This is a genomic window from Bacteroides sp. GM023 (assembly GCF_014750685.1).
In the GTDB taxonomy this organism is placed as follows: Bacteria; Bacteroidota; Bacteroidia; order Bacteroidales; family Bacteroidaceae; genus Bacteroides.
Genome location: NZ_JAAXGE010000011.1, coordinates 1 through 14,901 on the forward strand (window position 1 = coordinate 1; position 14,901 = coordinate 14,901).

Annotated in this window: 13 protein-coding genes; 2 read left to right on the top strand and 11 right to left on the bottom strand. The window is 47.9% G+C overall.

The annotated features are described in order from the left end of the window. Positions 1-164 precede the first annotated feature (164 nt). The 3 genes from HC965_RS21105 to HC965_RS21115 are packed head-to-tail and all read right to left on the bottom strand — an operon-like array spanning position 165 to position 1,808. A complete protein-coding gene (locus HC965_RS21105) occupies positions 165-494 on the bottom strand; it encodes a DUF5056 domain-containing protein (protein ID WP_191033320.1) in 330 nt (109 codons plus the stop codon). Further along, entirely contained in the window at positions 475-1,026 is a 552-nt protein-coding gene (locus HC965_RS21110) for an RNA polymerase sigma factor (protein WP_191033321.1), read from the bottom strand. The genes HC965_RS21105 and HC965_RS21110 overlap by 20 nt, the downstream gene beginning before the upstream one ends. Next, on the bottom strand, positions 1,023-1,808 hold the full coding sequence (locus HC965_RS21115; RefSeq protein WP_223854970.1) for a DUF6249 domain-containing protein: 786 nt from the start codon (positions 1,806-1,808) through the stop codon (positions 1,023-1,025). The genes HC965_RS21110 and HC965_RS21115 overlap by 4 nt, the downstream gene beginning before the upstream one ends. 108 nt (positions 1,809-1,916) lie before the next feature. Between HC965_RS21115 and HC965_RS26720 the strand changes: the two genes are divergently transcribed. Next, positions 1,917-3,566 carry an RsmB/NOP family class I SAM-dependent RNA methyltransferase gene (locus HC965_RS26720; protein WP_223854971.1) on the top strand — a complete coding sequence of 550 codons (1,650 nt, stop codon included), beginning with the start codon at positions 1,917-1,919 and terminating at the stop codon, positions 3,564-3,566. Here HC965_RS26720 and HC965_RS21125 read toward each other — a convergent pair. The 7 genes from HC965_RS21125 to HC965_RS21155 form a co-directional block, all read right to left on the bottom strand. Further along, on the bottom strand, positions 3,561-4,754 hold the full coding sequence (locus tag HC965_RS21125) for a TolC family protein (protein ID WP_191033322.1): 1,194 nt from the start codon (positions 4,752-4,754) through the stop codon (positions 3,561-3,563). The genes HC965_RS26720 and HC965_RS21125 overlap by 6 nt on opposite strands. 170 nt (positions 4,755-4,924) lie before the next feature. Beyond that, positions 4,925-8,095, bottom strand: coding sequence for an efflux RND transporter permease subunit (locus HC965_RS21130; protein ID WP_191033323.1), 3,171 nt, complete (start codon positions 8,093-8,095; stop codon positions 4,925-4,927). 73 nt (positions 8,096-8,168) lie between these two features. Next, on the bottom strand, positions 8,169-9,506 hold the full coding sequence (locus HC965_RS21135; RefSeq protein ID WP_191033324.1) for an efflux RND transporter periplasmic adaptor subunit: 1,338 nt from the start codon (positions 9,504-9,506) through the stop codon (positions 8,169-8,171). Between the two features lie 89 nt (positions 9,507-9,595). Then, complete coding sequence (locus HC965_RS21140; protein ID WP_022139356.1) at positions 9,596-10,024, bottom strand: DUF6769 family protein; 429 nt, start codon at positions 10,022-10,024, stop codon at positions 9,596-9,598. A 17-nt stretch (positions 10,025-10,041) separates the two neighbouring features. Beyond that, positions 10,042-10,242 (bottom strand): hypothetical protein, encoded by a 201-nt coding sequence (locus HC965_RS21145; RefSeq protein ID WP_191033325.1) that lies wholly within the window; start codon positions 10,240-10,242, stop codon positions 10,042-10,044. After that, positions 10,229-10,813 carry a zeta toxin family protein gene (locus HC965_RS21150; protein WP_191033326.1) on the bottom strand — a complete coding sequence of 195 codons (585 nt, stop codon included), beginning with the start codon at positions 10,811-10,813 and terminating at the stop codon, positions 10,229-10,231. Before HC965_RS21150 ends, HC965_RS21145 begins: the two co-directional genes overlap by 14 nt. An 87-nt stretch (positions 10,814-10,900) precedes the next feature. After that, positions 10,901-12,538 carry an ABC-F family ATP-binding cassette domain-containing protein gene (locus tag HC965_RS21155; RefSeq protein ID WP_191033327.1) on the bottom strand — a complete coding sequence of 546 codons (1,638 nt, stop codon included), beginning with the start codon at positions 12,536-12,538 and terminating at the stop codon, positions 10,901-10,903. 116 nt (positions 12,539-12,654) lie between these two features. Between HC965_RS21155 and HC965_RS21160 the strand changes: the two genes are divergently transcribed. After that, complete coding sequence (locus HC965_RS21160; RefSeq protein WP_191033328.1) at positions 12,655-13,053, top strand: response regulator; 399 nt, start codon at positions 12,655-12,657, stop codon at positions 13,051-13,053. Between the two features lie 281 nt (positions 13,054-13,334). On the opposite strand, the gene HC965_RS21165 is transcribed toward HC965_RS21160, so the two are convergent. After that, a complete protein-coding gene (locus HC965_RS21165; protein WP_191033329.1) occupies positions 13,335-14,897 on the bottom strand; it encodes a SusD/RagB family nutrient-binding outer membrane lipoprotein in 1,563 nt (520 codons plus the stop codon). Between the last annotated feature and the right edge of the window lie 4 nt (positions 14,898-14,901).

The window sequence follows — 14,901 nt, forward strand, 5'->3', positions numbered from 1 at the left end:
TGGTGTGAGAGGTCGGAAAATGAAAGTAGGAAGAAAACTACTTTTATTTTCCTCCTACTCGATATGGGAATTGCCCTTGTCTGTCTGTCAAGAACGGCGTTTTCTCTTTCCGTCTTCCTTCCTTGTCAACAGGGACTGTTAAATATTAACTTTTTCGTACTGTTTTATGCCAACGAAGCCACTTTACGTGTCGCCATAAACAGCAGGACGACGGTAGCGATAATAATTGATTTCGGGTCAAGGCTTGTAGCGCCATGATTAATCATACCGACGAACACTTCCCTGATGGTTCCCCAAGCAGCTTCCAAACCGCCCAGCCAAACGAAAAGTACAGTTGCAATCGCCATTACGAAAGCACTCCAAAGACGTGCCAACCGATAGCTGCGGTCGGGCAAGTGGTGCATGACACGGCGACTGAATCCGTTGTCCGCTATTTCCTGCTTGTTTTCTGCGAAGAAATCGCGCAAGAGCTTATCATTGTCTACTTCTTTCATAACCGTTTTGTTTTAAATACGTTGCTAATTTCTCTTTACCACGCGACAGATGGCTTTTCACCGTCCCTGCCGGTATTCCTGTTATCCCCGCAATCTTGTCGATGCTTACATCTTCCATGTAGAACAACGTGATGCAGGTTCTTTCCACTTCTTTGAGCGTCTTGAGCGACTGGTAGACATCCATTTTCTGACCGAGATTTTCCTGCTCGGTACTGTTGATGGCGTCTATTTCCCTTGTATCCAAGTCAGCCGTCTCTTTCCGGCTGCGAATATAGTCATAAAAAACATTGTATGCAATACGATACAGCCACGTAGAGAAACTTGATAAGTTTCGGAAAGAAGCAATATTCGTATATGCCTTGATGAATGTATCTTGTGCCAAGTCGTCACTCAATTCGCTGTCGCCGCAAGTCAGATTCAGGAAGAACCGCCGGACAGGCGACTGATACTTCCCCACCAACTGGTCGAAGGCCCTGGTGTTCTTGAACACCACGACCTGCGCGACTAGCGATATATCGTTGAGTTGGCTCATTTTTCTTCTTCGGGCTTTTCTTCTGCGTGCTTTCCTTCTTCGTTCCTTGCTTCTTCGTGCTTTGCTTCAGCGTTCTTTGCTTCATTAAGCCCATTACCTTTCTCTATGGAACCGATATTGCGCATCCAAGCATCGGATGCTTCCGAATTTTTCTTCTGTTTGTCACCAATGATCCATTGTCCGACTCCCATAAATGCAACTAGCAGTCCGATAGTTCCGATTCCAAATTCCCCTGTGATGGCCCATAAGAAGATGAAAAGTCCGATGCCCGTAAATGTATTTTTGATACCTTGTGAGCGTTGGTCGACTGTCCTGTTTTCACGGATAAAGTCTGCCGGTAACGGTTGTCCTGCCGCAAGTGCCTGTTCGGCAAGGCGATAGCGTGCTTTCCGGTTCTTGTAGCGGAAGAAGAAGATAACGAACAAAATGAAAACCGGAAATCCGAATGTGGCAATTATTGCGATAATTGCTACTAGAATCCCACCACTAACGGCATCTCCGAAGTTATTGAATGGAAAGTCATCGTCATCCGTATTGATTGAGAAGCTGGCACTACCGTGACTCGTACTGCTTGAATCAGCGTCAATGTCGGTAGAATCGGCATCCGTAGTGTCTACGCCAACCACTGTCACAGCAGTGTTATTCGCGTCCGCTTTACTACCTTTCTTTACGCTGACTTTTATGTTCCCGACGGAATCTTGTGTAACAGTCGTATTATTTTGGGCGATAGCCAATGTGCAAGTGGTCAGTACGACCATCAATGCAAGTAGAAAATTTTTCATATAAATAGTTTTTTAATTTGTTTCTTTGTCTGTTAGACGTAGTTAATATCCAAGAAAGTTGCAAAGAGACGAAATATTTTTGATATTTGCGAAAATTAATAAACGAAAATGAATTTACCCGCTTCTTTCATAGATTACACCCGCTCTTTATTGGGCGACGAAGAATACGACAAACTGGCTGCTGCCTTGCAACAGGAACCGCCTGTCAGCATAAGATTGAATAATGGAAAAGCTTCATCCTCTATACCCCATTCTTCATTAAACAAAGTCCCTTGGGCTTCCGAAGGATTCTATCTTGATGAGCGTCTTACGTTTACGTTCGACCCTCTGTTTCATGCAGGCTGTTATTATGTTCAAGAAGCGTCTTCCATGTTTGTAGAACAAGTGCTCCGACAGTATGTCACAGAACCGGTGGTGATGTTGGACTTATGTGCTGCTCCCGGTGGAAAATCGACTCATGCCCGCAGTGTGCTTCCTGAAGGAAGTCTGCTGGTTGCCAATGAAGTTATCAGAAACCGTTCGCAGATTTTGGCGGAGAACCTCACTAAGTGGGGACACCCGGATGTAGTGGTAACCAATAATGACCCTGCTGACTTTTCATCTTTACCCTCTTTCTTTGATGTGATTTTGACTGATGTTCCCTGTTCGGGCGAAGGTATGTTCCGTAAAGACCCCGTGGCAGTTGAAGAATGGAGTCCGGAAAATGTAGCGATATGCTGGCAACGGCAACGGAGAATTATCGCAGATATTTGGCCTAGCTTGAAACCTGGTGGAATCCTTATATATAGTACATGTACGTATAATACAAAAGAAGATGAAGAAAACGTTCGTTGGATTCAGCAAGAATTTGGGGCAGAACCGTTGGCTCTTGAGGTAGGGAAGGACTGGAATATTACAGGAAATCTTTTACGGGACGAGTCTAACAATTCGAAGCTGTTAAGAAATTCAGAAGATTTGGGGATTGCAGGAAATTTTGAGAACTCAGAGACTGCAAGAGGTTCTGAAAATTCAAAGAATACAAGAAATTATGTAGATTCAGAGAACGCAATAGGTTCTGTGAACTCAGAGACTACAATAGATTCCGCAAATTCAAGGGCTGCAAGAAGTTCGGAGAACTCCGTGCAAAAAGCGCCAGTCTACCATTTCTTCCCCCATAAAACCAAAGGCGAAGGCTTTTTCTTAGCCGCCCTTCGCAAACCGGAAACGGAAGAAGACGCCACACCCGCTTTTTCTTTTGCTAAAGGCAAAACTTCAAAGAAAAAGGATAAGAAAAGTGGAGCAACGCCGTCACTTGTCACCAAAGAACATCTGAATGTAGCCAAGAGCTGGTTGAATGAAGAGGAATCCGCCGGTTATCTATTATCCACAGAGGGAACAACCATTCAAATCTTCCCACAACAATACGCTGACGAACTGGCGGCGATGAAGCAAAGCCTGAAAATCGTGTCGGCAGGTGTCGGAGTGGGAGAGGTGAAAGGAAAAGATTTAATCCCCGACCATGCTTTGGCAATGAGTTCCGCACTGCTGCGCCGCACAGCTTTTGCGACCGAAGAAGTAACTTACGAACAAGCGATTGCCTACTTACGAAAAGAGGCCATTACCTTATCGGTAACAGCCCCTCGCGGTTATGTTTTACTTACCTATCGGAATATCCCTCTCGGCTTCGTAAAGAATATCGGCAACCGTGCAAATAATCTTTATCCGCAAGAGTGGCGTATCCGAAGCGGATATTTACCGGATGAGATAAAAACATTATAGTTTACTCTTGTAAATCCGTGCCATCGCTTTCTGATACTGATTCTCCAGTTGCAGATAGTTTTGGTGACTTTGATAGATTACAGATACTTCTACGAAGTACTCAATCATACTGATTTGCCCGCCGGTCAACGCCTGCTTCAGCAATGCCAAGTCTTGTTGTGACTGGAAAGTCTTGCTGTACTCTTCCATCGAAGCGTGCAGCGCTTTGGCTTCGCGGTAAAGCTGTGCCAGTTCGGATTCCACTTGCAATGTTGCGTTATCCTTTTGCAAGTCGATATTCAGCGCTTGCGCTTTGGCAATCTTTACCTTATTCCGGTTTTCGAAAAGCGGGAAAGAAAAGCCGACTACCACGCCATTGAACGGTACTCCCGTCTCCGTATTCCGTCGGTAACCCAGCTCCAGTTTCGGCAACCACTGAGACTTATTGACAGCAATCTGTTTGCGGGCAACCAAACTTTCGTTGCCGAGAGCCATCAACGTGCGGTCTGCGGACATCATTTCGGATTTCAGAATCTGATAGTCAGACGGGAAAGGCACAGACGGGTATTGATTTTCCTCGAAAACTACCGGGATATTTCCGTTCAACGTATTCAGCTCCTGCAACTTATTGCGAAGTGCCGTTTCGTTCAGCGACGTTTCCGTCTTAACGTTCAACAGTTCCAAATTAATCTTATTCGTCTCGAGCGCGTTCGCATCCCCCGTTTGCAGACGTTTGGCATACATCTTCGAGAGCTCTTCCGCATTACGAAGACGCTCTTCCAGGATATTCTTCTGCTGACGGAGCATAATAATATCCAAGCAAAGTTCTTTCGCCAGCAATAATTTCTCCTGGCGGAAAACATCTGCCTGACTGTCATAAGCCCCCGCTTTCAAGCGGTTCAACTTATTGCGTGTCACATATAAACTCGGAAAATCGAAGCTCTGTGAAACAACCAGTTCGCCGATTGTCTCACTCTTATCTTTCGCCCCCCAAAGATGCGCATAAGAAAGTGTAGGGTCAGGCAGATTATTATCCGTTTTAGCTTCCAGTTTTTGCGACTGAATCAGTTGCCCGTTCGCCTGCAACTCCTTATTATTTGTTTCTATATTTTTTAAAACTTGGTCTATACTGCTCTGCGCCTGCATATTGCCTGTCAGGGCAAAGAGCGCAGTGGCGGCAAAAGAACTTATAATGATAATTCGTTTCATACTTTCTTGTTTTTTATAATGTATCACGTTAAATGATAATTTTTAGGCACGGATAACGCGGATTTCACGGTTTTTGGAAATGCGGTTTATAAAACAACCGTGTAATCCGTGTAATCCGTGCCTAAAATGCCTTCATGCCGCAAGGAAATCTTGCTCCAGCGCTACGCTGGCTACTTTGGTACCGCAGGGAAATCTTGCTCCAACGCTACGCTGGCTCCATCGGTGCCGCAGGGGAACTTTGCTCCAGCGCTACGCTGGCGCTGGAGCCGGTGCATCAGTAGGTAAACAATTGGGACGATGAAACCGTTCAGGAACGTAGACGTTAACAGTCCGCCCAAGATGACCTTGGCCATCGGACTCTGTATTTCGTTACCCGGTAAATCGCCGCCCAAAGCCAATGGAATCAATGCCAACGCAGACGACAAAGCCGTCATTAAAATCGGGTTCAAACGGTCGAGAGAGCCTTGAATCACACTGTCGTAGACATTCAGGCCTTCTTCCTGTTGCAGATGGTTGTAATGACTAATCAGCAACATACCGTTACGAGTCGCGATACCAAACAGAGAGATAAAACCGATGATGGCGGGGATACTGACCTCACCAGTCGTTATCACCAATGCGAAAACACCACCAATCAACGCAAGCGGCAGATTCAGCAAAATAACTCCCGACTCTTTTACACTGCGGAACTCATGGTAAAGCAATAAGAAAATGACAGCAATACTGATAAACGAAGTCAGCGCCAACGTCCGGCTGGCCGCCTGCTCACTCTCGAACTGTCCGCCATACTCAATATGATACCCTTCGGGCAACTGTACCGACGAATCAATCTCCTTCTGAATATCATTCACCACACTGCGCAAGTCACGGTCGGCCACATTGGCAGAAATCACGATTTTCCGTTTCACATTCTCGCGGTTGATGGTATTCGGGCCCATGGCCGACACCACTTCTGCCACATAACTCAAAGGAACCTTGCGGCCATCATTCGTATCCACCATCAGATTGCGAATCTTCTCCATCTCGTCGCGGGCATCATCCTTCACCTTCACAATCAAATCGAAACTCTTCCCCTGCTCGTAAACTTGCGAAATCACCTTTCCCGCCAAAGCCACATTGACATATTCCGAAAACTCCGGCAGCGTGATTCCGAACTTAGCCAACATCTCCCGTTTCGGCTGAATTTTCAACTGCGGACGCTCAATCTGCTGCTCCACATTCAAGTCCGCCACACCGGGAATATCGCTGATAGCCCCTTTAATCTGATTGCCCAACGAGAACATCTTATTCAAGTCATCCCCGAACAACTTAATCGCGATATTCGCCTTCGTCCCCGACAGCATAGCGTCGATACGATGGCTGATAGGCTGACCAATTTCAATATTCGCTCCCGTAATCGTTCCCAACTTCTCGCGCACCTCTGCCACCAATTCACCGCGCGGACGGTCTTTCAATTCAAACGGAGCCTCTATCTCCGACACATTCACGCCCAACGCATGCTCATCCAACTCGGCACGCCCCGTTTTGCGGGCCACCGTCTGTATTTCCGGAATCGTCATCAACAACTCTTCCGCACGCTGCCCCATTTTATTACTCTCTTCCAGCGAAATACCCGGCAGAGAACTGATATTAATAGTAAACGAACCCTCATTGAAAGAAGGAAGGAAACTGCGTCCCAGCGTAAAGAACACCCCTAACGCAATGAGAAAGAGCGCAATTGTTCCGCCCAATGTCACCCGCTTGTGTGCCAACACCCAAGTCAGCGCCTTCCCATAAATACCTTTCATCCAACGCGCCACAAAAGACTCTTTCATCTCCTTATTCGTCTTGTTACTTCCCAACAGATACGAACAAAGCACCGGAGTCAACGTCAGCGCAACCACCGTAGAAGCAAACAGCGCCACGATAAAAGCAATCCCCAGCGGCACGAGCATCCTGCCCTCCATGCCACTCAGGAAAAACAACGGCACGAAGCTGACCACAATAATTAGCGTCGAATTAAGAATCGGCATACGCACCTCTTTCGAAGCATTGAAAACCACTTGGATTGTACTCAGTCTTTCCGCTTCCGCCTTCAACCGGTTTTCCCGTAGCCGCTTGTACACATTTTCCACGTCGACAATCGCGTCATCCACCAGCGAACCGATGGCTATCGCCATACCTCCGAGACTCATCGTGTTGATAGTCAGCCCCATGTAATGCAACGTCAATATGGAAACCAGCAACGAAAGCGGCAATGTCACCAATGAAATCAGCGTAGTCCGCACATTCGCCAGGAACAGGAACAGGACGATGACGACAAAAATACCTCCTTCCAAAAGCGACTTCTTCACATTGCCGATGGAACTCTCGATAAAACGGCTCTGACGGAAAATATCCGTTGACACCTTCACGTCCGGCGGCAGATTCTTCTGAAGGTCTTTCAAAGACGCCTCCAGTTTGTCCGTCAACTCCAGCGTACTGGTGGCAGGCTGTTTGGTAACGGTCATTAGCACCGCCGGTTTGCCACGTTCCGAAGCCGTACCCAGTTTCGGGGCTTTCGGGCCGATGGTCACATTCGCAATATCTTCCAGCGTGACAGGGAAACTGTTCACCGTCTTCACCACCGCTTTGCCGAGCTGTTCGGTCTGCGTGGTGGACAGTACGCCACGTACAATATACTCATTTCCAAACTCATAGAGCACACCACCGTTCGCGTTCAGGTTCATATCCTGCGTCACGGCCATGACTTCGCCCATCGAGATGCCATAGTGGCGCATCCGTTCCGGGTCCAATTGAATCTGATATTCTTTAATATCTCCACCGAGCACAGCTACCTGCGCCACACCACCGGTAGACAGCAGACGGGGACGAATCGTCCAGTCGGCAATGGTCCGAAGGTCGAGCATCGAAGTCGAATCGGCAGTCAGTCCGACGATAAGCATTTCGCCCAGGATAGAAGATTGTGGGCCGAGAGTCGGCTTGCCGACATTGACTGGCAGCGATTCGCTGACTACCGCCAGCTTTTCGCTTACAATCTGGCGGGCAAGATAAATATCTGTCCCCCAGTCGAACTCCACCCACACAACAGAAAAACCATTGGTAGAAGAAGAACGCACACGACGTACACCGGTAGCGCCGTTTACGGCAGTTTCAACAGGGAAAGTGACGAGTTGTTCAACTTCCTCGGCAGCCATGCCGTTCGCTTCGGTCATGATGACCACCGTGGGGGCGTTGAGGTCGGGGAATACGTCTACTTCCGTATGCATGGCGGTGTATGTCCCCGCGATGAGCAGGAGAATAGCCGCACAGAGTACAACCAAACGGTTGTGCAGGGAGTAATGTATAATTTTATTAAGCATGATAATTCATTAGTTGAGTTATAAAAAAAGGATAGATGCGCCGCAAGGAAATCCGGCTGCGGCACGTTGCCGATTAATGTTCGTGGCTGTGTGCGGGAATCGCATTGCTTGCGCTTGCCAGTCTCACCTGATAAGCCCCTTCGGTCACCACGCGGTCGCCGGGCTTCACACCTGTAAGAATTTGCACACTCTTGCCATTGTCGGCACCAATCGTAACTTCTTGTTTTTTATAACCTTCTTCGTCAAGTTGCAGATATACGAAGTAAATGCCCTGTTCCTCTGTCAGCGCAGTGCGCGGAAGCGAAATCACATTCTCCATCGGCGAAGAAAGCAGGAATACTTCTACAAAAGAACCGGGAATCACCTCCCCTTTATTGTCAAACTCAAACGTGACAGGCACGTAAAAGGAATTATCTCCGGCAGCCTTGCCGAAAGAGAGCAGTCGGCCGTTCAATGCTTTCAGTTCGTACACCTGGTTATTATATGGTGTCTGAAAGTTTGCCGAATTAATCGTACGAAGATACGTGTAATACTTCTCAGATACCTCCGCGCGAAGGAACAGGCGACGATTCTGCGTCACGCTTACCAACGGCTGGCCGATAGTCACGTAATCTCCTTCTTTCACGAGAATACTTTTCACGTATCCGGCAATAGGAGCGGTGATGTTCTGTCCGATGGCCGAATGGTTCTTGGAGAGGGCTTCGTAGCTGATGCGTGCGTTTTCGTAACTCTGTTCAGCCTGCGCAAAATCCTTGTCGGATACAATCTTGTTTTGGACAAGCGCTTTCATGCGTTCGTACTCTTTCTTCGACACTTCGTAGGCGATACGTGCACGCTGCACCGGGTCGCCGTCGGCAATGTTGTGCGAAGAAATCGTGATGAGAGGAGTGCCGTTGCCGACGCTCATTCCTTCCGTCACCTTGCCACGGAAAGAAACAACGCCGGCTACTGTAGCTACGGCAACCGATTCGTCTCCCTGCGCAGCCAGCACTTGTCCGCTGGTCTTGATCACCTGTTGGAAAGGAGCAGGCTCAACGGCGCTCACTTTCACTCCGGCTGCGTCGGCTTTCGCTTTCGGAAGAATAATTTCATCACTGTGGGCTTCTGCGCCTTCCTTGTGGCTGTCGGTTGCTCCGTGGCTGTGGTCGCCGCTACATTCGCCGCCGTGGGCGCTGTGGTCGTGGCCTTCAGCTTCGTGGTTGTGACCTTCTGCTGCATGGTCGTGACCTTCGTGACCTTCAGCCGCATGGTCGTGACCTTCGTGACCTTCAGCCGCATGGTTGTGACTTTCTGTCGCATGATTATGTCCCTCCGCTTCGTGGTCATGCTCGTTGTGTGTGTGTGTGACGGTACTATTGCAAGCCCCCAAGACGAACAGTCCCAGGACTCCGATAAAAATAAATTTCTTCATAAATGATATTTTCCTACTAAATTTTACTGTTTTTGATTTACGCTACAAAGATAAAGTAACGCGGATGCAACAGATTTGCATTCACGTTTTTACGCAAAAACAGAGTAGGGAGGGGCGCGAAGAGAAGTGGCACGGGGAGTATCCGTACCATGCAGAGAGTCTCGGTAGACGTAGTAGTTCTTGACCCGTCTCTCTTGCGGTCGCAGTAAATGTTCTATGATTACATCCGTAAACAGTGTAGCGATGAATACGTAATCCGGTCCGCTGTCAGTGTGTATGGATGGGATAGGCGATTGAAACCTTGTCAGGCATTCGCTGTTACAGCAGGAATCGCTTCCGGGCTGATGGTTTTGGTGGTGATGGTGATTGTGCATGGGACACTGCTGTTCGACCGGCAAGTCCTGTTTCATGCAAATCATTCCGTTGGGGTGGTGATGATGGGGAATAACTGCCGCCACCAACATGATGATGTTGATAAAAAACAGCAGAGTTACTATAATTCGTTTCTTCCCTTTCATCCTTTCTTTTAGAGAAATTATTCTTTTAGTGGTTCTTTTTCTTTTTCTTGCAAGCGTTCCAGCAATTCTGTTGCCGAGACATAAATAACTTTTCCATCCGGTGTCCCCTGACTCAAGAGTTTACCGTTTCGTGCATTTTTCTCCAACAGTCGTTTTTCCGCCAACTGAAGTCCACGCCGTAATTTATCGCTCAATTCCTGCCTTTCATTCTCTGACATAATTCTTGATGCATTTAAAAAGTTCAAGTTCATATATCTGTTCCTCGCCGTGTCGGGAGCCTTCAGCTACAATCACCCGAGGAGAAACACTGTTGTCAGCCAACAACCAATAGTCTACGCGCGGCATGTATATCTGAAACAGATTATTAATACCTGCCTGATAGCGGCGGTAGATAACGTCCATAGGCACATTGTGCCCTCCTTCATTGACCCGTTGCAACACACGGTTGACAGCAAGTTCCGGTGAGTTCAGCCAAAAATAAATCAAACTGACCTTGTATCCGTCACTCTGTGCTCTGTTGATGAGCCGGGTGTATGAGCGCGTTGCCAATGTAGTTTCGATAGAGAAACTAACTTTGGCGGCTAATAGTTCATCAATGCGTTTCAACATCAGACGTCCGGCTTCTATCGCCATACTTTCCGGGTTAAAAGGAGACAACCCCTTGGCAATCTCGTCCGCATTTACAAACTCTTTGCATAGCAGGATTTCAGGCAGTACGGTGTAGGAAGCGGTGGTTTTACCAGCCCCGTTACATCCGCTTATAATGTATAACCGCCTTGCTTCATCCATTTTTTCTAAGTACCTGCTATAAATAATGTTACAAATATACAAATACTTTTCTTTCCTCTACAGCCGATACCTTCTTTTTATCATTTATTATTTCTTTTCCAGCTCCTGCAACGAATCCATTTTCTTCTTTTCGAGGAACTCGTAGATGCCGCAAAGGTGCTCCGTCACCTTCTGATTGCCAAACTCATACACCTTCGTCACCAGTCCGTCGAGGAAGTCACGGTCGTGCGAAACGACAATCAGCGTGCCGTCAAAATCGAGCAGCGCCTGCTTCAGAATATCCTTCGTCTTCATGTCGAGATGATTCGTCGGCTCATCGAGAATCAGCAGATTGACCGGTTCCAGCAGCAACTTTATCATCGCCAACCGCGTGCGCTCACCACCGGACAACACTTTCACTTTCTTCATCGACTCCTCCGGCCCGCCAAACATGAAAGCACCCAGCAAATCCCGAATCTTGTTCCGAATCTCGCCCTTCGCCACATCATCAATCGTCTGAAACACCGTCAGATTCTCATCCATCAGCGAAGCCTGATTCTGCGCGAAATACCCAATCTGCACATTATGTCCCAGCGTCAGCGTACCGTCATGCTCGATTTCCCGCATGATACACTTCACGAGCGTAGACTTACCCTCACCGTTCTTGCCGACAAAAGCCACCTTATCCCCGCGCTCAATCGTCAGATTCGCGTTGCGGAACACCGTCTTGTCACCATACGTCTTCCCGACACCATCCATTATCACCGGATAACTGCCCGAACGGGGCGAAGGCGGAAATTTCAACCGCAATGCCGAAGTATCTTCCTCGTCCACTTCCAGCAACTCCAGTTTCTCCAGCATCTTCACACGGCTCTGCACCTGCAACGTCTTCGAATACGTTCCCTTGAACCGCTCGATAAACTCCGTCGTCTCGGCGATAAACTTCTGCTGCTCGTCATACGCCTTCTGTTGCTGCACCCGGCGCTCCTTGCGCAGTTGCAGATACTGCGAGTAATTCACTTTATAGTCATAGATGCGCCCCATCGTCACCTCGATAGTACGCGTCGTGATATTATCCACAAACTTGCGGTCGTGACTAATCACAATCACCGCTTTACCATTATTTATCAGAAAATCCTCCAGCCACTGGATGGACTCAATATCCAAGTGATTCGTCGGCTCATCGAGCAACAACACGTCCGGTTTCTGCAACAGCAACTTCGCCAGCTCGATACGCATCCGCCATCCGCCGCTGAAATCACTCGTCTGACGCTGGAAATCCGCCCGCTTGAACCCCAGTCCGAGCAAAGCCTTCTCCACATCTTCCTCATAATTCGTGGCATCAATCGAATAAAACTTCTCACTCAGCGTCGATACTTCCTCAATCAGTGCCATATAACTGTCGCTCTCGTAATCCGTCCGCGTCTCCAACTCCTTGTTCAACCGCTCGATTTGCGCTTCCATCTCGTGCAGATGCGCGAACGCCTGTGCTGTTTCTTCAAACACCGTCCGTCCGTCTTCCGTCATCAAGTGCTGCGGCAGATACGCTACCACGCAATCTTTGGGAGCCGAAACCCTGCCGCGGGTAGGCTGCCGCGCACCCGCCAAAATTTTCAGCAGTGTACTTTTACCAGCCCCGTTCTTACCCATCAGGGCGATGCGGTCTTTCTCATTAATAACGAAGGAAATGTCACTAAATAAAGCAGCGCCGCCAAACTCTACGGCCAATCCGTCAACAGAAATCATACTATTCTTTTAAATTGAAGCGCAAAGATAGCGAAATATATGAATCTTTTTTATAACTTGCGGGCTGAAAAAAGTACTAATCTGAAAAACAGATAAAATAACAATAGTAAAACAATATGGAAGGCGTACAACCCAATGAATTCCGTCCACTGATTTTGGTGGCCGAAGATGATGACAGTAACTTCAAATTAATCAAAGCCATCATAGGTAAAAAATGTGATATCGAATGGGCTAGAAATGGAGAAGAAATGGTACAGTTGTTTAAAGAACACCATGGAAGAACCAAAGCGATGCTTATGGACATCAAAATGCCGGTTATGAACGGATTGGAAGCGACGAAGATAATCCGTGAGTCCAATACCGAAATACCTATCATCATGCAGACAGCCTATGCTTTCAGCTCCGACAAGGAAAACGCGATGAACGCGGGAGCGACGGAAGTATTGGTGAAACCCATTACCTTGGGCATCCTCCGCACTACACTGAGTAAATACTTGCCCGACTTGCAGTGGTAAGGAACCTTGCTTTGCAATGGTTGGAAACTGACTTTTGTAATGGTTGGAAACTGACTTTAGCATTAGCAGGAAACATTGCTTTAGCATTAGCCGGAAATTTTTACTTAAAGAAAATTAATAGGCAACAGAAGAAAAAAAGAACCATCCGGTAGAAATACGGTATGATAAAAATAAAATAGGCGAACCTCACGGTTGGCCTATTTTTGTTCGCTTCTGTAAATTTGTTAGAGTTCAGAAACGACTCTATGTAAAGTCTCTCCTTTGAGAGATGTAAAGTACGATTATCGGCTTCCGCCTGCCCACCAAACAGCTTCACTATATACATAGTCACCATTGCCATAAGCAGCTTTCACTTCCGGGTTGGCAGTCGTGTCACTGTTTCCGTAAGGATAGCGCAGCGGGAATTTAGTCGTGTTGAGCGGGTTGGACAACGTGATGAAGTTCTCGTTCAGACCTTTCATACGACGGATGTCATTGTATGTTTCAGTAGCTTCGCCCGAAGTGCCCCACAGAGCCAGGTACTTCTGAATCATTGTTTCCTGTAGCGGATTGGCTGTGTATCTAGCCTTCACTACATTGTCGAAATACTCTTTGGCATTTGTGTCGGTGAACGGAACTGAAGCATTAGGCGTCAGACTGCTTCCTAATTCCTTGATAGCGATACTGATACTGTTTTCAGCATTCAGCAATCCGGCAACTACCGCATCTTTCAGCGCGCTTTCCGCGTCACGTCCTAAGCGAGCCAATGCTTCCGCTTTGAGGAACAGCAGTTCGTGGTAGCTCATCAACAAAGTAGGCGCAATCTTGGCATACATAAATGCGGAAATACCATATTTTGAAGTACTCTGGTCCGGCGTACCGTTAGGAGCAGGCATCAAAGCAGCGTCACCGGCACTTACCTGTGTACGTTTCTGGCTAGCCACCGGAGAGAAGAACGCACGGTCTGCACGCGGGTCACCGATAGATGTCAACTTGTTGCACAAGCTTTGGCTCGCTCCGAGTGCCGCGCGTGATGCGTAGAAGCCGTAGAGCGGGTTGATGTTGCTGGCGTCATAGATAGCGAAAGCAGCCTGGTCGTCGGCCGACTCGAATGACTTGCTCACATATTCGAGCACCTTTTCCAAATCCGCGTTCTTGTTGCTCGAACGGGCAATCAGTCTCATGGTGTAACGAGCCTTCAGTCCGTAAGCAAACTTCAGCCACTTGTCCGCGTCTCCTGCGTACAGGAAATCCTGAAGCGAAACGTCCGCCAAGTCATCTTTCTGAAGATTCACGATAGCATCGTCCAGATACGCCATCAGTTGCGTATAGATTTCCTGCTGCGTATCCATTTTCGGAGTCAGGTAGACCGGCGAGCCGTTTTCGTCTACCAAGGCAGCCTGGCTGCAAGGAGCATCGCCGAAGAAATCCGTCAGCAAAGCGCAGTTGTAGGCAGCCATCACTTGGCCCATACCTTTGGTGAGGTCGTTGCCGTGGTCTCTTCCGCCTGCGCTGCACTGGTTGATGATGATGCGCGCGTTTTTGAGAGTAGAGTAGATGCCGTTCCACACATTATTATAGGTAGATGAAGACGACGGTTCGTTCTCGCGTACTTCAGCGTAAAAAAGCTGGTTGTCAACGCCTGTTTCATATTCCACGTAAGCGGAAGCATACGTGTTGAGGTCACCGCTGGAGTTGGAGAAAGCGGTGGAAGTAATTACGTCTGTCAAGATAAATCTCGCAGCAACACTGGTGGTGTGGTCGTGGTCCTTATTGATTCTGTCCATCGTGTCCTCAGAGCAAGCGGAGAACAGAGACAGCGTGGCAACCGCCAGTACACCTGTTATTTTATTGTATCTTTTCATAATT